The organism is Corynebacterium sp. TAE3-ERU30 (assembly GCF_019209925.1).
GTDB lineage: Bacteria > Actinomycetota > Actinomycetes > Mycobacteriales > Mycobacteriaceae > Corynebacterium > Corynebacterium megadyptis.
Genome location: NZ_JAHUTO010000001.1, coordinates 543895 through 563660 on the forward strand (window position 1 = coordinate 543895; position 19766 = coordinate 563660).

17 protein-coding genes are annotated in these 19766 nt (G+C 61.5%); 4 read left to right on the plus strand and 13 right to left on the minus strand.

Annotation, left to right across the window (positions count from 1 at the left end; all coding sequences use genetic code 11):
• The first annotated feature begins 78 nt into the window (after positions 1-78).
• The gene (locus tag KR227_RS02330; protein ID WP_218363536.1) at positions 79-936 is read left to right on the plus strand and encodes a GDSL-type esterase/lipase family protein; all 858 of its coding nucleotides are present in this window, start codon (positions 79-81) and stop codon (positions 934-936) included.
• Positions 937-1055: 119 nt separating this feature from the next.
• Here the strand turns inward: KR227_RS02330 and KR227_RS02335 are convergent, their stop codons facing one another.
• From KR227_RS02335 to KR227_RS02350, 4 genes are all read right to left on the minus strand, one after another.
• Positions 1056-2015 (minus strand): nucleoside hydrolase, encoded by a 960-nt coding sequence (locus tag KR227_RS02335; RefSeq protein ID WP_218363537.1) that lies wholly within the window; start codon positions 2013-2015, stop codon positions 1056-1058.
• 54 nt (positions 2016-2069) lie between these two features.
• On the minus strand, positions 2070-2867 hold the full coding sequence (locus KR227_RS02340) for a MetQ/NlpA family ABC transporter substrate-binding protein (RefSeq protein ID WP_218363538.1): 798 nt from the start codon (positions 2865-2867) through the stop codon (positions 2070-2072).
• A 4-nt stretch (positions 2868-2871) separates the two neighbouring features.
• Positions 2872-3921, minus strand: coding sequence for an isopenicillin N synthase family oxygenase (locus KR227_RS02345; protein ID WP_218363539.1), 1050 nt, complete (start codon positions 3919-3921; stop codon positions 2872-2874).
• A 158-nt stretch (positions 3922-4079) separates the two neighbouring features.
• Entirely contained in the window at positions 4080-7517 is a 3438-nt protein-coding gene (locus tag KR227_RS02350; protein ID WP_218363540.1) for an exonuclease domain-containing protein, read from the minus strand.
• 449 nt (positions 7518-7966) lie between these two features.
• On the opposite strand from KR227_RS02350, the gene glmU reads away from it, so the two are divergent.
• Entirely contained in the window at positions 7967-9439 is a 1473-nt protein-coding gene (glmU, locus tag KR227_RS02355; RefSeq protein WP_218363541.1) for a bifunctional UDP-N-acetylglucosamine diphosphorylase/glucosamine-1-phosphate N-acetyltransferase GlmU, read from the plus strand.
• Between the two features lie 24 nt (positions 9440-9463).
• Positions 9464-10441 (plus strand): ribose-phosphate diphosphokinase, encoded by a 978-nt coding sequence (locus KR227_RS02360; protein WP_218363542.1) that lies wholly within the window; start codon positions 9464-9466, stop codon positions 10439-10441.
• A 147-nt stretch (positions 10442-10588) separates the two neighbouring features.
• Here KR227_RS02360 and KR227_RS02365 read toward each other — a convergent pair whose 3' ends face one another.
• The 9 genes from KR227_RS02365 to KR227_RS02405 form a co-directional block, all read right to left on the minus strand.
• Entirely contained in the window at positions 10589-11443 is an 855-nt protein-coding gene (locus tag KR227_RS02365; protein ID WP_151548884.1) for an alpha/beta fold hydrolase, read from the minus strand.
• 76 nt (positions 11444-11519) lie between these two features.
• Positions 11520-11936, minus strand: coding sequence for a PaaI family thioesterase (locus tag KR227_RS02370; protein ID WP_218363543.1), 417 nt, complete (start codon positions 11934-11936; stop codon positions 11520-11522).
• Positions 11933-12256: a hypothetical protein gene (locus KR227_RS02375; RefSeq protein WP_255549017.1), complete on the minus strand. Its 324-nt coding sequence runs from the start codon at positions 12254-12256 to the stop codon at positions 11933-11935. The genes KR227_RS02370 and KR227_RS02375 overlap by 4 nt, the downstream gene beginning before the upstream one ends.
• Positions 12249-13892 carry an AMP-binding protein gene (locus tag KR227_RS02380; protein ID WP_218363544.1) on the minus strand — a complete coding sequence of 548 codons (1644 nt, stop codon included), beginning with the start codon at positions 13890-13892 and terminating at the stop codon, positions 12249-12251. Before KR227_RS02380 ends, KR227_RS02375 begins: the two co-directional genes overlap by 8 nt.
• Entirely contained in the window at positions 13889-14719 is an 831-nt protein-coding gene (locus KR227_RS02385; RefSeq protein ID WP_151548888.1) for an SDR family NAD(P)-dependent oxidoreductase, read from the minus strand. Before KR227_RS02385 ends, KR227_RS02380 begins: the two co-directional genes overlap by 4 nt.
• Positions 14720-14749: 30 nt before the next feature.
• A complete protein-coding gene (locus KR227_RS02390; RefSeq protein ID WP_218363545.1) occupies positions 14750-15307 on the minus strand; it encodes a 3-phenylpropionate/cinnamic acid dioxygenase subunit beta in 558 nt (185 codons plus the stop codon).
• A gap of 31 nt (positions 15308-15338) precedes the next feature.
• Positions 15339-16556, minus strand: coding sequence for an FAD-dependent oxidoreductase (locus KR227_RS02395; RefSeq protein WP_218363546.1), 1218 nt, complete (start codon positions 16554-16556; stop codon positions 15339-15341).
• A 53-nt stretch (positions 16557-16609) separates the two neighbouring features.
• Positions 16610-16954, minus strand: a complete 345-nt coding sequence (locus KR227_RS02400; protein ID WP_151548891.1) for a non-heme iron oxygenase ferredoxin subunit — start codon at positions 16952-16954, stop codon at positions 16610-16612.
• 51 nt (positions 16955-17005) lie between these two features.
• Positions 17006-18331, minus strand: coding sequence for an aromatic ring-hydroxylating dioxygenase subunit alpha (locus tag KR227_RS02405; RefSeq protein ID WP_151548892.1), 1326 nt, complete (start codon positions 18329-18331; stop codon positions 17006-17008).
• Positions 18332-18830: 499 nt separating this feature from the next.
• Between KR227_RS02405 and KR227_RS02410 the strand changes: the two genes are divergently transcribed.
• Positions 18831-19628, plus strand: a complete 798-nt coding sequence (locus KR227_RS02410; protein ID WP_218363547.1) for an IclR family transcriptional regulator — start codon at positions 18831-18833, stop codon at positions 19626-19628.
• The last annotated feature ends 138 nt before the right edge of the window (positions 19629-19766 follow it).

Here is a 19766-nt window from a genome sequence, read left to right on the forward strand (position 1 = left end):
GCTTCCCAGCGATATACATCAGTGATGCCGCCGACGGGCGGTGCCGATGTTTTCCGTGACCCGATTGGAAAGAACTTCATGAAGTCTGCATCTCAGACCCGCACTAAGGTGCTGTCTCTTGTGACCGCCGCCGCCGCTGCTATGGGCATCTCCGCCGCCTTGCCGGCGCCGTCCCACGCGGCACCTGGCAATGTCGTCGTGGTCGGCGATTCCATGCCCGCCAATCCGAGCATCGAGGACTTCGTTGCCTCCAAGCTCCCTGAGCAGGCTCGCGTCATCACCCCGAACGCCCACCTCAACCAGGTGGGATGCGGCAGCGATGGTCTTTTCTCCGGCACCTATGCCCGCGTCTCGGGCAAGCCCGTGGATGATTTCACCTGCCCCGGCGCCAGCTTCATGAGCGGCGGCATGCGCGTGGACTTCGCCATTGACACCGCGGCACAGCGCGGCAAGCTCAACAGCGGCACCTCCGAGGTGGTCATCTTCGCCGGCGGCAATGACACCTACTCGCGCATGAGCAGCCAGTCCCTGCCCGATATTGAGCGCGATCTCTACGGCGCGATCCGCCACTCCATCGCCAAGGCCAAGCACTATGCCCCGAACGCCCGCGTGAAGGTCGTCGGCATGCCGCATGTGGCCAATGCGGAAGGCGGCGTGTGCCTGATCAACGTGATCCCCAATGTGCCGCTGGGCATTCCTGCTCGCGCCGTCAATGACGTCGAGCGCCACCTGCAGTGGGCACAGGTGAACGCCTCTCGTGATGGTGGCGCCACCTTCGTAGACACCAAGCCGATCTCCGATGGCCACGAAATGTGCTCCAATGATCGCTGGATCACCGGCATCGTGGACACCACCGCCCGCAGCCCGCACAAGCTCATGTTCCACATGACCGATGCCGGCCTGCACGCGGTCGCTAGCCACACCGCCCGCTCCTAATACCCGCACCGACCCCACGCGGGCCACGGGTTCTATACACGAACGCCCAGCCTCTCCCCTGTTCTATCGGGGCGAGGCTGGGCGTTGGCGTATGTTGCAGGCTGCGAGTGCCGCGCGCCTTAAAGCTCGGGCTTATCCTCTACTGCCGCGATGGCCTCGGTAACCAGCTGCCAGAAACGGCCGTGGTCCAGGGTGGTGGCGACCTGGGTGGGGCAGGCGGGGTCGGCGGGGGCGCGGAAATCCACCACGGTCATGCCGGTGGTGAGACTGCCCTGCAGCTCGACGTCGATGGGGGCGCGGCGGGTGGCCACACACTCGGGGTCGATGAGATAGGCGATCGTGCAGGGATCGTGCACCGGCGGATCATCGAAGCCCTGGTTTTCCCGATAGGCCTCGCGGAAGAAACCGCAGAGATCCACCACCAACTGGGAGCACTCGGTGCCCAGCTGCGCGATCTGCTGCTCGACCTCGCGGGTCGCAAGCGCCTGGTGCGTGAGATCCAGGCCCACCATGGTCACCGGCCAGCCGGCATTGAACACGATATGCGCGGCTTCCGGGTCCACGTAGACATTGAACTCGGCCCAGGCCGTGCGGTTGCCGGTGTGATAGCCGCCGCCCATGAGCACCACCTCGCGCACCTTGTGCACAATACGCGGCTCTTTGCGTACCGCGAGAGCGATATTGGTCAGCGGCCCGGTGGGCACGAGAGTGATCTCGCCGTCCTCACTGGCCATGATGGTGTCAATGATGAAGTCCACGCCGTGTTGCTCGCCGAGCGGCACCCGCGGCGTGGGCAAGGTGGCCCCGTCCAGGCCGGTCTCGCCGTGCACATCGGCGGCGACGCTCAGCGGCCGCACCAGCGGGCGGTCGCAGCCGGCATAGACCACGGTGTCCAGCCGAGCCGCAGTGGCCACTGCGCGGGCGTTGTGGGTGACCTTCTCTAGGGTCTGGTTGCCGCCGATGGTGGTAATGCCCACCAGGTCGATGGCGGGGTTGCCACCGGCGAGGATGATGGCCACGGCGTCATCGTGGCCGGGATCGCAATCGAGAATGATTTTCCGTGGGGTATCTGCGCTCATAGTCTCCAGTGTAAGAGTCCCCGCCGCCCCGCGGGTGCGGCTCGAGTCACAGTATTAGTGCGCGGGCAGCACTGCGCTTTGGTACTCGGCGCGGATAAACTCGGCGACTTCTTGGGACTCAAGCGCCTGGGCGAGGGCCTGTACCGCCGGCGAGTCTGCCTTATCCTCCGGCGCCACCAGAATGTTCACATAGGGGTTATTCTCCGGCTTCTCGGCGGCAAGGCCATCTTCTGCGTAGTCCAGCCCGGCTTCGAGTGCGAAATTGCCATTGATCACCGCTGCGGCCACATCCTCATCCTCGAGTGTCTGCGGCAGCAGGCGGGCGTCAACGGGCGTGATGGTCAGCTCGCGCGGATTGGCGGTGATATCCGCCACGGCCGTCTCGGCGCCGCGATCCTCCACCTCGATCAGCCCGGTATCGGCAAGCAGCGCCAGGGCGCGGGCGCGATTCACCGGGTCGTTGGGGATGGTCACCGTGGCGCCGTCGGGCAGCGCATCGAGGGAATCAATGCTGGTAGAAAATAGCGTCAGCGGTTCTAGGTGCACATTGGCGACGCTGCGCAGGCTGTGATCGTTATTCTCCTCGCTCCATTCTTCTAAGTAGGGCTGGTGCTGGAAGAAGTTGGCGTCGGCATCGCCGTGGGTGGTCACGTGATTGGGATCGATTCCTCCTTGGATCACCTTCACATCCAGCTCCACTCCCTCCGCGAGGCCCTCGTCCGCGATATATTCCAGAATCCGGGCATGCGGCTCGGGCGAGGCGACAACGGTGAGCGTGTTCTCATCCGGCTGGGCGCTACAGGCGCTAAGGCCCAGGACGCACACTGCGGCGGCGGCAATCTTCTTAATCATGGTTTTAGGCTGCTTTCTTGTGCTTATCGACGATATCCGCGAAGTTATCCGCGATGTGTTGGTGATATTTCTGGGTGACATCAGGGTGGGCGCGCAGTCGAGACTTCAGGGCATTTAAACCATTGGTGCTGTAGATCTGCTCGCCATCGAGATCCACGCCCACCTCCGTGGGCGAGTCAGTGAGCTCCGGAGGGAGGCTGATGCGGGGCACCTCGGCATCGAGCGCGGGGCTATAGAAGAAGGGAATGGAGAAGCGTTCCGTGCCCGGCGCGGAGGGCAGCACCCGGTGCGGGGTGGCCTTAAGATAGCCGCCGGTGGCCACGCTGAGCAGCTCGCCGATATTGACGATGAGATAATCCTCGACGGCGGGAACATTCACCCAGCGGCCGTCGATAAGCACCTGCAGGCCGCGGGAGCCCTCCTCCACCGTGAGCAGGGTGATAAAACCGGCGTCGTGGTGCGCGCCGACGCCCTGGCGGGTGGCTGAGAGATCGTGGGCGGGATAGTGCACGATCTTCAGCAGCGAGTGCGGGGCGCGGAAGGCCTCGGCGAAGAAGTCCTCCTCCTCGCCGAAGGCCACCGCCCAGGCCCGCAGCAGGCCAGCGCCGATGTGTTCGAGCTGCGCAAACCACGCCAGAGCGCGTTCTTTGAGCTCGGGCTGATCCGCGGGCCACTGATTGGGCCCCTGCAGGATCTTCCACGGCTCCTCCGGCACCTTATCCAACTCGGCGGGCAGCTCGGGGCCGATATCCAGCTGCTCGCGCCAATCCCGCAAACCTTGGGTGCGTTCGGTGCCGGTGGCGGTATAGCCGCGATAGTGCGGGGAGTGCACCTGGGAGATGCGCCGCTTCTGTGCTGCGGGCTGGGCGAAAAAGGACTGAGCCTCGGCCAAGAGCCCATCGCGGGCGCGGGGGTCAATGCCGTGGCGGGCAAGGTAGAAAAAGCCCACCTCGTGCGCCGCCTCGAGCAAGGAATGAAGCTCGTCTTCATATCCGGGATGCTCAGGGCTGCGCAGCCGAGAGAAGTCAATGACGGGAATATTGAGTGTGTGCATGCCGCCATCATAGACATCTCTGTCTACTATTTTCGCACACCACCCCCGCCAAATGGCTGCTTCACAAGGTTTACACCGTTCCTAGCTGGCGCTTTACTCTAGACCACTCGGTATATGGGGGAGGCTCAGGGCGGCGCGGCCGACGCCTCCCCGCGGCCCTAGAAGGTGCGGACCAGCTCGGCCAGCTCATCATCGCCGCGATCCCGCAGCCGGCGCACGGTTTTCCGGCGAGCGCACTCCGCCGGCAGCCCCATCGCGAGATTGAGCGCGGCGATGACCACCTCGGGGCATACCCAGTCCGCGAGCTGTCCCTCGGCATCGAGGAACTCCTCGTCGAGGCCGATGCGGTTGATGAGCAGTACCAGGCCCTCGGCGTCGTCCCGCTCGGCGGGGGCGCGGGTGATGTCGAAGCTCTCGCCAAAGCGCAGCCACATGCGCTCGCCCTCTTCCAGCCCGAGATCCTGAATAAAGCGGGAGATCGTGCCCAGCGAGCTGGTGGTTTTGCCCCAAGTCAGGCGCTGCTCCCCCAGCCGGCTGGGAATCATCCGCGACTCGCCGAAGGCCACATCGTAGATGGCGAGCACGCCGAGGCCGATGCCGGTGCCGGAGCCGCGCACATGATCGTGGCTCACCCGCAGCAGCAGATTCCACTCGCCGTCGCGGAGATACAGCCCCTTGGTCTCCTCGGGCAGGGCGTGATTGACCAGCGCCTCCTCGTCTGTGCGGTAGCGCACCTGACCGTCCTCGACCACGAAGTCGCCGGTGGAGGCAAAGGCCCGCACCGAGTTTTCCGCCACCCCATAGCCGATGGCCTCGGCGATAAGCTCCTGCAGCGGCAGCGATGTGCGCCGCTCGGGATCGGCCACATTCGCCTGCGCCAGCCGTGTCCCAATGAAATCCGAGATCGTGGTCCACTCTTCTTTACCCCACTCGCGCAGCGCCCACGTGCGCGCCCCGCAGCGCTGCACATGCTCGGCACTGGCCAGTGCCCCATCGATAGAGCGGATAGTGCGATCAGACAGCACCGCGTGCAGCTGCTCCGTGCTCATGGGCTCGCCCTCAATGGCCAGCACGGCACTGGCCCGAGCAATCACCGATCCGGTGTCGCTGAGCACATGCTCTTTATAGATCACATAGGGGGTGTGCTGTTCTATCCACTCCCGCATCAATGCAGTATCGGCACCCACCGCGCTAGCTAGTTCCTGCAGTGTGAGCACGCCATAGTTATCGGCCGCGGCGGCAATGGCCTTCTCCACTGCCGTGGCAAAGCCGGCCCGCACGAGCCAGCGGCTCGCCTCCTCCGCCCCGGCCTCGGGTCCGTCAATGAATTCCAGCCCCCATGATCCAGGCGCACCCACCATGGGCAGGATTGTTAATAGGTCCGTCTCCACTCCCCCGGGAGTCGACCGCAGCGCGGGCAGCGCCCGATAGATCTCTGCTACCGGCCGCGCGATGCGCACGTGCTCGCGCACGGCGGCTTGGACCAGCTCGCACACCGGCCCGATAGCGCCCAGCCCAGCGCAGAGCATGCCCTCGAGTTGCCGGACACGCTCGCGGCTCACCTCGAAGCGATCCCCCAGAGTTTGCAGGGACGCCGACCCAGCTAGGCGTTCATCGAGAATCGGGGCAAAGCGCGCATCAGCGGCCACCACCTCCGCAATCTCCGCGCAGGCGGCCCGTGCCACGGTTTCCGCCCGCCCCTCCAAGCTCGCCGCTGCGGCTGTGACGCTGTCGGGAATATTCTCCTTCTCCCCCAGCACAGCCGTGGCCGCACCGGTCACCGCCAGCCAATCCAGCAGCGCGGACGCATCGCTATGGGCGGAATCGTCATAGAGCAGCTGCTCCACTGGGTGATCGGCGTCCACGGGTGCCTCGTTCTCCGCTGCTGCGTCCTCAGAGCCGCCCGTCTCGTACTCATCGAGGGCGAGCAGCACCACCTCGTTCAGCAACTTCTGCAGCCGCACCCGCCCAATTCCGGGCAGATCCGCCAGTTCCTCGACGGTGAGCTCGGTGATACCCGTCTCGGAGCGAATGCCTAGCCGGCGTTGCACCTTGGTCCACAGCGCACTCTCCGGCACCAACCCGGGCCGAAGATAGGGCGATAGCTGCCCCAGGGCGGTGGTGCTCCCCCGCCCCAGCCAGGCCTCCACCACAGCCATCGTGTCGGGCGCGGCGGTGTCATTCTCCATCTCCAACCACGGGAACACTGCCGCAATAAGCTCGGCGTGGCCGTGGGCCTCGGTGTCCTTTTCTGTGGCGTTGATCGACGCCGTCATGGCCGCCAACGCCCGGGCGAAGCTCACCTCATCAATGATCTCCACGCCGAGGGCGCGCGCCTTTTTCGCCTTGCCGGACATGGTGTGCACATCGGCGGCCACCACGAGCCGCGAGGATGTGATCACCCCACCCACACTCAATCCGGCCTCGCGGGCGCGGGCCTCCCAGGTTTCGCGCGGGGTGACCATCGCCCCGGTGAAGGTGACACGATCTCCCGGCGCGAGCGCACAGACCTGCGCCGCAGCCTGCCCGTCCTGCCCCTCCTGCCCGTCCTGCCCCTCCTGTTCTCCTGGCTGGGCGAGCAGCTGCTGACAGCGCGCATGGTCGATGCACAGCTGTTCGGCGATATGGCCGAGCCAGAGGCGCTCACGCTCGGTGACCACCCCATCGGCCCACGCCTCAATCACCAGCTGCTTCAGATAATGCTCATGCAGTTCGCTGATGTCCTCGGCCTCGAGCCCATAGCTCTGCGCCACCCGCCCCAACTCCTGGAGCTCCTCCTTGCTCAGCCGGCCGTCCACCATCGCCTGCGCCAGCGCCGCGCAGTAGCGATCGGATTGCGCATCGCCTGTGGAGGGCATGGCGGTGGTGAGCCGTCGCAGCCACGCGGACTCCGCAGCGAAGGCGGCGTCCTCACTCGCCGCCGCCCACTCGCTGATCGGACCGGAGGGTTCGCTGCCGAATAGCCCATCCGCCCGAGCGATACAGGGGGCATGAGACTCCGGCAGGGCTGCCTGCTGCGCAGCAGTGAATATCAGCGGTGATGCAGCGGCACCCAGCTCGGGGTGCCTACGCAGCAGCTCGACAAAGAGCTCGGTGGTGGCGGCGGCATCGGCGAGCGCGGTGTGGGCGGCGAGGTTATTCACCCCGATCACCTCGAGGCAGGCCGAGAGCTTCCCCGGTGCGCCGGGCAGGAGCCGGCGCGAGAGTACACAGGTATCGAGCGTCCAGGCAGAACTCGGCAGCTGCACCCCCACTCGCGCGAATTCATCGCTGAGAAAGCGGCGCTCAAAGCTGGCGCTATGGGCCACCACAATGCGCCCCTGCAGCACCTCGGCGAGGCGGCGTGCCAGCTGCTCAAAGCTGGGGGCATTGACGAGATCCTTCGGCTCAATGTGATGAATATGGGAGTTATCGAAGCCGCGATTCGGCTGCACCAAGCTACGCCAATAGCGTTCGGGCCGCGCCTGGGTATCGAGCACAACGATGCCGATCTCGAGGATCCTGTCGTTTCTGCGCACACCTGTGGTCTCAAGGTCGAGGACGGCGAACCCTCGGAATGTCTGGTCGGTCTCTCTGCTCCTGCTCGGTGTGCTCATGCGTCTCTCCCTGCGCGCTGCTGCGATCGGTGTGTGTACCTCACTTAGTGTAACGACGCCTCGGACACCTCCACGGCGCTTTTCGCACACGCTTTCCCCGCCATCGCGGCGTCGATAAGGCACCTCTGAACTGCAAAAAAGCATGCGTGATCCTCGCCCTGATCGGCTGGATCAGCGCTGTGCGCACCCTACGTGGCGGGGATCAGGACTTCTCTAAGTGTGTGATTCTTAGCTCAGTGCTCGTGGTCTCCGCGCTGCTCGGTGACGGGATTGCTCTTCTCCCGCAGCATCGCCGCTGTCTCCAGCCCCAGCAGCCTCTTCTCGCTTGTCGACGCCGTCACGCAGGCACCTCACCCCAGTGCCTCGAAGTCACCCGTTTCTGGGCGCAGCTAATGGTACTTTTAGAGCCGTACACGAAACGCTATCGAGACAAAGTTGCCTAATCTTTTATGTCAGATACTTCCCATACTTCCGCCGCCACCGCAGTGATCATGCTCGCTGCGGGCGCTGGCACCCGCATGAAGTCCGCCACTCCGAAAATGCTGCACCCTGTTGCCGGCCGTTCCATGCTGGCGCATGGCCTGCACGCCGCGGCGGGCATCAACCCCACCCATCTCATTGCTGTTGTCGGCCACGGCCGCGAACAGGTGGTCCCCGCCATTGCGGCCGAGGCCCCGGCCCTGCCGCACTCCCCGACCGTGCACACCGCGGTGCAGGAGGAGCAAAACGGCACCGGCCATGCTGTTGGCGTCGGCTTGGAGGCCCTGCCGGCGGACTTCACCGGCACCGTGGTGGTGACCACCTCCGATATTCCGGCGCTGAACGCCGAGACCCTGCAGCAGCTCGTGCGCACGCACACCAGCGCCCCGCAGGCTGCGGTCACCGTGCTGACCACCGCGGTGGATAATCCCCACGGCTATGGCCGCATCATCCGCGATGAGGATGGGCGTGTCACCGAGATCGTGGAGGAAAAAGACGCCACCGACGCCCAGCGCGCCGTCACCGAGATCAACTCGGCCGTCTACGCCTTCGATGCCGCGCTGCTGCGCCAGGCACTCACCCAACTGGACACCAATAATGCCCAGGGCGAGCTCTATCTCACCGATGTGATCAAGATCGCCCGCACCTCCGGCAAGCTGGTGCGCGCCCACAAGCTCGCCGACCCCTACTACGTGTCGGGGGTCAATGATCGCGTGCAGCTGGCCGCGATGAGCAAAGAATTCAACCGTCGCCTCTGCGAGGCCGCCATGCGCGGCGGCGCCACCATCGACGATCCCGCCACCACCTTCATCGACTGCACCGTGCAGATCGGCCAGGATGTGACCATTCACCCCGGCACCCAGCTCAAGGGCAGCACCACCATCGCTGATGGCGCCGAGATCGGCCCGGACACCACGCTGAGCAACGTGGAGGTGGGCGAAGGCGCCCAGGTGGTGCGCACCCACGGCTTTGATTCCCGCATCGGCGCCGGCGCCTCCGTTGGCCCATTCACCTATCTGCGCCCCGGCACCGATCTTGGTGAGAACGGCAAGCTCGGCGGCTTCGTCGAGTCCAAAAACGCCCAGATTGGCCGCGGCTCCAAGGTTCCGCACCTCACCTACATCGGCGATGCCGAGGTGGGCGAGGACTCCAATATCGGCTGCTCCTCGGTGTTCGTCAACTACGACGGTGTGGACAAGCACCGCTCCGTCGTTGGCAGCCATGTGCGCCTCGGTTCCGACACCATGATTGTCGCTCCGGTGACCATTGGTGACGGCGTGTACTCCGGGGCAGGTACAGTAATTAAAGATGATGTACCTGCAGGTTCGCTCGTAGTCTCGGGCGGCAAACAGCGCAACATCGAAGGGTGGGTAGAGCGCAAGCGACCAAACACCCCAGCTGCCGACGCTGCAGCTGCCGCCCGCAAACCCAAGCAAGCATAAGGAAAGGTAAGGCATCGAATAACGATGACTGGCCAGTGGACAGATAACCAAAAGAACCTCATGGTGTTTTCCGGCCGGGGCAACCCGGCCCTCGGTGAGGAAGTGGCACGTGAGCTGGGTACCGATTTGACCCCCACCACCGCCCGCGACTTCGCCAATGGCGAGATCTTTGTGCGGTTCGAGGAATCCGTACGCGGCTGTGACGCCTTCGTGATCCAGTCCCACACGCAGCCGCTGAACAAGCTGCTGATGGAGCAACTGATCATGATCGATGCGCTCAAGCGCGGCTCCGCCAAGCGCATCACCGCGATCCTGCCCTTCTACCCCTATGCCCGCCAGGACAAGAAGCACCGCGGCCGCGAGCCCATCTCCGCCCGCCTCGTGGCTGATCTGCTCAAGACCGCCGGCGCGGACCGCATCGTGTCTGTGGACCTGCACACCGACCAGATCCAGGGCTTCTTCGACGGCCCCGTCGATCACATGCACGCCATGCCGATCCTCACCGACTACATCAAGAGCAACTACGAGCTCAACAACATCTGCGTGGTTTCTCCGGACGCTGGCCGTGTGAAGATGGCCGAAAAGTGGGCCAATATCCTCGGCGACTCCCCCATGGCCTTCGTGCACAAGACCCGCTCCGTGGACGAAGCCAATAAGGTCACCGCGAACCGCGTGGTCGGCGACGTCGAAGGCCGCACCTGCGTGCTCCTCGACGACATGATCGACACCGGCGGCACGATCTCCGGTGCCGTGAACGTGCTCAAGGAAGCCGGCGCCGGCGATGTCATCATCGGCTGCACCCACGGCGTGTTCTCTGACCCCGCCCGCGAGCGCCTCTCCAAGTGCGGTGCCAAGGAAGTCATCACCACCGACACCCTGCCGCAGAACCCCGAGGGCTGGGACAACCTCACCGTGTTGCCCATCGCCCCGCTGCTGGCCAAGACGATCCACGAGATCTTCGAAAACGGCTCGGTGACCACCCTCTTCGAGGGCGAGGCCTAAACCCGCTCCGGCATCTAGGACGGCCGTCTCCTCACTTTCGAGGCGACGGCCGCTTCTGCGCTTATCGACGCTATGTGCTGCTAGTCCAGACAGAAAAACTCGCCCCGCGCCGAAGCGTGGAGCGAGAAGTGAGAAGAGCGATCCGTCCTAGAGACGTTCAGCGAGCCACTGCTTAATGACTCGGTTGAACTCATCAGCACGTTCCACCTGCGACCAGTGACCACACTGGGAGAAGATATGCACATCTGCATGTGGCACAACATTCAGCAGGTCCCAGGTGCGCGATACGGGAATCACCTTGTCCTGGGTGCCGTGGATCAGCAACACCGGAATGTCCAGTTCAGCGAGTTTGTCGAAGTCTAGCGGCAACTCATTACGGTCACGATCACGGGCAGCAACAACCTCCTTGAGACGGTCGCTGGCTGTGTCATTGAGTGCGGAATTGTAGCGCAATTCCACAAGTTCCTCGGTGATCAGGCTCTTATCCACCACGAACAGTTCGAGGGTGTCACGGATGCCTTCCCGGGTCAGGGTGGGGTTCGAATGCCCCTTGAGCGCACCGGTGAGCTTGGCTCCTCCGGTACCCATAGAGATGATTCCAGCGAGGCGCTCCGGATGATCGATAGCGAATTGGAAGGCGAGCCAGCCGCCCAAGGAGTTACCCACAATCCAGGTCTTTTCAATGCCCAGTGCATCGAGAACGCGGATCGCATGCTCTACCCATTGACGAATGCCGTACTCGGTGCCCTCTGCCACCACGGTTTGGCCATAGCCAATCGAGTCGATCGCGATGCAGCGGCCAAACTCGGCGATCTGCGGGAGATTAAGCCACCAGTTCGCGGCAGCGGTGACGCCCGTTCCGGAGCCATGCAGGAACAGAATCGGGGTGCCCTCACCGAGCTCGTGGTAGTGGGTGATTTCACCTGGTGCGGTTTCAAGCCACTTATCTTCCAGGCCGAAGAAGGGGTCTGTCTTAAAGTCAGGGATCTGTGTCTCAGTCATAGCGGTTACTGTATCCTCCATCACATTCTTTGGGTGGGTGTATGTTCCACTGGGCGGGACAATCCCGTGTGGAGGATTAGTCCCGTGGCCGCGGCACCGAGTAGGTGGTTAGGAACTTTCCGAGCAGGGTGCCGTCAGCACTGGAATGAACCTCGGTATCGGTGACGATGATCGTCTTCCCGGCGCGCACGATTCGCGCGGTGGCAATCGCATCGCCCTTCCTGGTGTTCGCCACGACGTTTACCGTCGATGACACTGCAAGAGGGAACACGCCTTCCGCCACGTTGTGCATCGCCAACCATGTGGCAGTGATATCCGCGAGACCAAAGAGCGCGGGAGCGGCGAACATTCCGGCCGGCTGCGAGACTTCCTTAGTCAAGGGCATTCCCACCTTGACGCACTCAGCCGAGCCTTCTATCGGATAGAGCCCGAGGGTGATGGCGATGTCATCCACACGGGAGTAAAAGTCGTTCCACTTGTCTTCAAATGTCATGTCAGCTCCAATGAGTCAATATCTGTAGCTTGCTGCTTCACCCGCTCGGGTTCGGCGACCATGAGATTGAGCTCCTCACCGTCACGGGTCTCGACGTCCACGACGAAATGCATCCCCGCCGCTTCGCATGCTTTCACCCCATCGAGATCGTCGATAGCCACCCCCACAATCACGCGGCGGCAGCGGGGATGAGTTCGAAAGGCTTCCGCAATGCTGGCGCGCATACGTTCCGCGGTGCCCAGCGACATCTCGATATCGTCTGCGCCATAGGGATACGTGTGCTTCAAAGACGAGCGAACAATGGGCGTGATCTTAAGCATCGGCATCCTCTCGTGTCGCAGCTGCGTCTCGAGCATGTTCCACCGCAAACACTTCTCGCACGTGTTCCCGGATAGCGATTTTGTTTACCTTGCCGGCTGAGTTGCGGTCGATGGCGTCGACAAGCACCAGCTTCTTCGGCAGCTTGTAGCGAGCAAGGTGATGCTCGCAGTGCTCCCGCAGCTGCTCAATCGTCAGGGTCGCACCCTCATCCAGCTGAACAACCGCCACCACAATTTCGCCCCAATCGGGGTCAGGGTGGCCAACAACCGCATTGGCCAGCACGCCCTCGGCTCCGGCGATCACACGCTCAACCTCTGCCGGATACACATTCTCGCCACCGGAGATAATGAGGTCCTTGAGACGATCCACCACGTAGTAGAAGCCGTCTTCATCGCGAATACCAATGTCCCCAGAATGGAACCATCCCGCGGTATAGGCGGTATTCGTGACTTCGGGATTATTCCAATATCCTGTGGCCACATTAGGTCCGCGCACCCACATTTCACCCGAAACGCCGGGCTCTTTCACCTCTTCCCCGGTGTCAGAGTTCATGAGCTTCACCTCGGTATAGGGCATCGGAATGCCGCAGGAACCGATTTTGGACACAGTCATCTCTGGCGGAAGGTAGGTGGCAAAAGGTGAGGTTTCTGTAAGACCCCACGCCTGCTGAATGTTGATCCCTTTTTCCATATAGCGATGGATCAACACGGGCGGAACCGGCGCTCCGGCACAAATCGTGGCCCGCATCGAGTGCAGATCCGAGGAACCGAAGTTCGGGTGCTTGTACATGGCCTCTAGTTGGGCGGGCACAAGAAACGATGTGGACACAGAGTACTTCTCTATATCCTCCAGCACTCGGCCCGGATTGAATTGGCGGTGAATCAACACGGTATTGCCACGCACAAGAGACCGGATGGAAAAGGAGTTCAGTGCACCCACATGGAAAAGGGGTGCTGTGGCCAGCGTGACATCACCCGGGCGCACATCCACCATGGAGTCCACGTTGATCTGGTTCCACCAGAGATTGCCGAAGGTGAGCTGCGCCCCCTTGGGCAATCCGGTTGTGCCGGAGGTGAAGAGCAACAGCGCAAGGTCCTTCATCCCCATGGGCCGAATCTTTGGCGCGGGATTGGTCTCATCCGGGGTGATAAAAGCTGACGTGGAGTGCCAATACACAGGAATCGTCTTATCCGGTGGGCTGAGCTCATCATCGTCGACGGCCACAATATGCTGCCGCTCGATTCCATAGACCGTCATGGCCTTTCCCACATATTCGCCTTCGACGACGACTGTGTGCGGAGTCCCCTGCATCAACAGCTTTGATATCTCCGGCGCTGAGAGCCGGAAATTGAAGGGCATGAACGTCGCGCCCAGCCACCATGTGGCGAGCATGGTGTAGAAAAAGCTCGCGGAGTTCACACCGACATAAGCCACGCGATCGCCCTGGCGCACACCTGCCTCATCGAGGTGCAGAACCCAACGCTGCAGAGTCTCGTGTAGCTCCGCGTAGGTGATATTTCTGTTTTCATAGACCAACGCTACGGCGTCGGGCCTGTACTGGGCATGCCGTGCGATCTGTGACACGGGGTTGATGTCCAGGGTGTCCGGATTATGGACTACGCCGGTAATCATCATAAGGAATCGCCTCCTGCGGCTGTCTGGAAGCCGCGCGCGGCGATGCCTCCGTCGATCTGAACTACCGAACCAGTTATGTTGGCCCCGTCCTCGCGATCTGCGAGCATGATGTAGGGCCCAGTGAAACTGCTTGGGTCTGTCGAAATGTCGTGCAATGGGATGTAGGGATTGCCGCCTTCTGGTCGGCGATCAATGGTGTCCTTGAAGCTGCGGCTGTCCAAGCCCGCGGCCGCCGGGCCACGAAGGTCAGTACGCATCCCACCGACCGCCACTCCATTGACGCGGACCTTTGGTGCCAGTTCGTGTGCGAACTGAAGCATGAGCCCTCTATCGGCGAATTTGGCTGCGGTGTACACCGGACCGCCGCCGGCGGCGTAGAAGGAGGCATTGGACAGGGTCATAATGATGGAGCCGCGCGATTTCACAAGTTCTCGCCACGTGGCCTCAACGGTGAGGACATAGCCCTTGACATTGATGCCGAACACTTCGTCACACACCGCGGCTAGTTCCGCTCCGTTGAGCTTCGTGAGCGAGCGGTTGTAGTCCCAAATGCCGGCGTTGGGAATCACGGTGTCGATCCCGCCGAAGGCACGGCATGTCTCCTCCACCGCGGCATGGAGTGCTTCCGGCTGCCGCACATCGGCGCTGCAGGCCAACGCCCGGGATGTTCCTAATTCATCAGCTACTGCCTGTGCCCGCTCCAGCGACACATCCACCAAGGACACATTCGCGCCCTGTTCGTGGAATCGACGTGCGAGCGCTGCTCCCAATCCGGAACCCGCGCCGGTGATAAAGACTGTCTGATCGTGAAACCTCTGTTGCGCCATAATGAATCCTCTCCTGTCCGTGGCTGCCAGCTAGAAGAACGTCGAAATGTTCTTCGAGGTCAAGACGTTGATGTCCAGGAGAATGCGCCGATCGAAAATCTTGTATCCCTCGTCAGTGGAACGAATGAGATCCGTCCGGGTACCAGCGAAGACATCCTTTTCTTCTTCCAACCGAGTACGCCATACGAGAAAGTTACTGCGGGCTTCAATAACGTCCTCGCCGTCGACCTCTGCGTGTCGGAACACGAGATTGGTGATCAGATGCCTCGTGCGTGAAGGCGGGTCTTCGGCCCACGCCATGCCCGAGTCAAAGCGCCGGATTCTCCATGCCAGCGATTCTTTGGTTTCGTCATAGAAGGCTGCCTCCCCATACGCGGCGATGGACAGCGCCTGCTGCCGCCGCAGGCGGTTAGATCGGGTTGGCGCCCAATACAGCAAGTCATCATCGAAGCGCTCCAACCAATCGGTGTAGCGGCCATCGTCCAGGAGATCCGCCTCGCGATAATAAAAGTTCTGCAGCTCATAGGCGCGCTGGATGTCCACCAGCTCCCCCACGACCGCATCGTCCCTGCGTAAATAGTCAGTCATTACATGTCTCCTCTTACAATCCCCCGGCTACTTATCGAGCCAATTTCTTGAGATTCTCGCCGGGGTCGGCGAGCTTGTCGGGATCGGGGCTTAAGCCTCGATCAATCATTCGTCGTGCTGCACGCACCGCCATCGAGTCATCAACGGCGGCGGCGCCAACGACACGACCGTCGTTAGCGATTCGGAAGGCCACCGCGGGATGCCCGTTGCTGTCCTTGCGAACGACCGTGCTTCCAGGAAGGCTCATGTCCCCTACTCCCTCGACATGCACGCCATAGCGATCCGACCAGAACCAGCCCGCACCATGCTGCGGAAGATCCGCCCCTGCAATCGCGGCGGCGGCAGTCTGTGCAGTGTGTACCGCGTTCTCCCAATGCTCATGGCGGCGTTCGAGCGCTCCATCCTCGCGCCGTGTACGAGCGCAATCACCGATAGCCCAGATCCCCGGCACGCTGGACTGTTGTGCTTCGTCCACCAGAATGCCGTTGTCGAAATCAAGCTCTGCTGAGCGAGCAAGCGCTTCCTCTGCGGTGATTCCCACTGCGACAACGACGACATCCGCGGCCAGGGAGTCGTGCCCCTTGATCTTCACGGTGAACGCGTGATCACCATCATCGTGGTAGTTGATCTCTTCAGTAAGCCCATTGATATAAGTGACGCCATGATCGTCATGCATGTTGTGCAGACGAGTAGCGATCTCCTCACCCACTGCTGGCACCAGAGCAACGGGCGCTGGGTCAATAAGCGTCACCTGCGCTCCCAGATCGACAGCAGATCCAGCGAGCTCCGCACCGATCAACCCCGCGCCGACGATCGCGAGATCAACCCCCGGGCTAAGCCTGCTCTTGAGAGTCTCCGCATCCTCGGTGGTGCGCAGAGAGAGAATCTTGGGGTGGTTGAAACCAGGCAGGGGCAGCACCCGGGGCACGCCACCGGTGGCGATAACGAGATTGTCGTATCCGAGTTTCTGCGAGTCCTTCAGCGTGACGGTCTTATTGACGCCGTCCACGGCAATAGCTTCTCCTTGGACTATCTCAACTCGGTTTTCCTCGAACCACTCAGCCGGGGCGAGCAATAGATCGTCATGCTGTTTCGTGCCCTGCATGATCTCCTTAGACAGAGGCGGGCGATCATAAGGCAGGCCATGCGGGTCCACGATGGTGATGAGCCCATCCCACCCCAGCTTGCGCAGCGACTGAGCGAGGCTGAACCCGCCGATTCCGCCGCCGATAATGAGTGTGTGTGCCACGAGTTCTCAGCTCCTTGAGTATGAAGACGATTCTTTATGCCGATGAGCGATATCTACTCAGCGGTAGCGGGCGTACCGGGATAGATCCAGATCTCTTCTCCGCGCAGCTCGAGCTTGTGGCTTGCCACATCTTCGGTAGCAGGCATGCATTGCACCGCACCCGTTTTCAGGCAGAACTTCGCAGTGTGAATTGGACACTCCACTTCGCAGCCTTCAATCCAACCGTCGGCGAGCGAGGCGTCTTCGTGGGAACAGGTGTCATTGAGCGCGTAGAACTCATCATCCTCAGTGCGGAACACTGCGATGGGCTCCGAGAAACCGGTGACATCGGTATCGACGACGATGGCCTCTTCAGGCTCGATATCGTCCATGACGGCGACTTTTACTGCTTCAGACATGGGTGAACCTTTTCTAGTGACATAGATAGTGGTGGGTGAACCGGCGCGGTCTTAGTTTTCGTGCCAGGCCGGGGTGTTCATGAGTTCCTTCCAGCGGCGGTAGAACCCTCGACCGGCAGCATCGGAATAGAGCTCCGAGGTGGTACCGGGGAAGCCCTCGTTATGCTTCTCGGTACCGATTCCCATCTGGTAGTTCAGAGCAGTTCCCTGAATCATGAAGCCATGGGCGTTCGCCTGTACTTCCGACCAGTTCTCTCCGTCGTCCTGCTCGAAAATTCCCGATGGCCCGAAGGTGCGAAGGTTATACAACCGCTGGGCTTTTTTGACGTCCTCCGGCATCGATTTATCCAGTACCGTCCACGCCCAGACCTCCATCTTGTTTGGCCCCTTGGGGTGCCACACTCTGATCGAGCCGTTGACGGGAAGATAGGAGAAGTTAGGAAATACGTTGCCGTGCCCATTGGTCATCGGACCCGTGACTTGTTCCGGCGACAGACGATCGCGCAGGAACTCGTAGTCGTAGTACTCGTGCACGGGTTGGGCATCAAAGCGGTTCTTCGGATGCACCGGGAAGCCGGCACCATGGCCTGCCTCGCTGGTGAACTGCTTGCCAGTTCGCTCTGCGATCGCTTTCTTTGGCCCCTTGCCCGATGGCGACATCACCATCAACGCCGAGGCGTGGGACATATTGACGTGGTACCAGTCCGTGGCGAATTGCTCCGCCGCGAGCTTCCAGTTGCCCTCGAGGACCCACTTGGTCACTCCCCCAACAACGCAGGTGCCTTCTGGGTCACGATCGAGAAAAGCATCGAGATACCAGGTGAGATCACCCAGCGCTTCTTCGAGCGGCTCTGCATTTTCGTCCCAGTTAGCGAAGATGAGTCCCTTGTAGGACTCCACGCGAGGCGCGGTAACTAGTCCCCAGTCGGCTGCGCTGAAGGAAGAGTCATAGTTGTCCTTACCAGGAAGGTTGATGAGCTCGCCGTCGAGATCGTACGTCCAGCCGTGATAGGTGCAGGTGAAGTTTTTCGTGCGCCCATGGTCAGCACGGCACACGCGCGCACCGCGGTGGCGACAATTATTCAGCAGGACCCGGATCTCCCTCTTTTTGTTCATCGAGGCGATCACCGGATCTTCTCCCATGTAGGTCTGGAAGAAGTCACCCGGTTTTTCGAACTGGTCCTCGTGCGCGATAAACAGCCAGGAGCGTGCGAAAATCCGACGCATTTCCTGCCGGTAAATTTCCTGGTCGCTGAAAATTCGGCGATCAATCAGCCCTGCATCCGGGTCGACCATTCCGCCAATGTCCGTATTGGCATCAAGGCCTTCGGGGCGCTGCAGCCCTGCAAGAGGCCTCGGGTTATTCGGAGTTGCCATGTTCTCCGTCCCTACTTTCCTTGTCCTGTCGTGTCACACTGTGGAAACCATGCTCGGCGGTGCCATCCCAGGGGATAGATCGAACCCGAAAGACCACAACTGCTACGGCGCGGTTTTCCACTGTGCTGAATCAACCCACCGGCGCCATCACGGTCCGTTCCCCTCTGCACAGAGGGTGGCCAACAACCATAAGGGCGTTGCTATGTGAGCTGATTCATATGTTGCGTGCTTAATTATGTGACTGGTGTCAAACTTTTCTAAAGAGTCCGTTCCACCCTCCGGAACGTCGCACAGAGAGTACAGTCTCAACTAGATGTTCACCCCACCCCACACCCCGAACCCAACCACCCACCCATAGGGGTATTTACAGGTATTTAAAGTAGAAAAGATGACACTCTAACCGTGGCACCCGTTCACCATGCCACCCCGCACCCACCCAGTGCTTAAAAATCGCAGTACGTCTCCTACGTACATCAGTTACTTATGAGGTCAGCCCGCAATGACAAGAGAACAGCCAACGAAAGACACCCGCGGAGCAGTAGACAAAGCGATGAGTCTGTTGAGATGCTTCACCACCCACGATGCGATGGGCATCGGACTCAGTGAGCTCGCCCGACGTGCCGAGCTCTCGAAAACAACGACACACCGCCTCCTTGGAACGCTGGTAGACAACGACGCACTTGAACGCTCCGGCGATGTCTACCGGCTTGGCCCGCTATTTTTCGAACTCATCACAGAGCGAAGCAGTAAGCATTCAGAGCTCGTTAGCGAGCAGCTCACGCCTTATCTCGCCGCACTCTTTGAACACACCCGGCACACCGTGCACCTGGCCTATCTCGACAGCACCGAGGTCGTGTACGTCAACAAGCTGTTTTCTGCGCGTGGAGTTGATGCCCCATCCCGTATTGGTGGCCGGGCGCCAGCACACTGCACAGGCGTCGGCAAAGCGATGCTCGCTTTTGATGAAGGTGCCACCGAAACTGTCTTGGCCTCGGGGCTGCGCGGCTGGACCCCGTTCACGATCACGGATCCTGCGCAATTTAAACGCGAGCTCGCCACCATTCATGACACCGGAATCGCCTACGACCGCCAAGAGATCACACTCGGCCTGAACTGTGTAGCAGCGCCTATATTCGGCATACACAATGTGCCACAGGCGGCAATGAGCGTGTCTGGCCCCTCGGATTCTTTTGATCCGACAAGGGTTCTTCCTCCGCTCAGGAAGATCTGTCTCGCAGCAAGCCGCGTTGTACAACAGTGGCAAAGAAAAAACCGCCCCGAGATTTTCGACGACTAACCCGGCATGCAGGCGCTTTCCTGTATCGCGATACGCGCCTGCTGCTATCGCCGGGGTGCACTGGTGCACACACCACGTGTGGCCTCCCACCTGATTTCTTCTCGGGTGGAAGGCCACTGCAGGGCATTCACTGTCTGC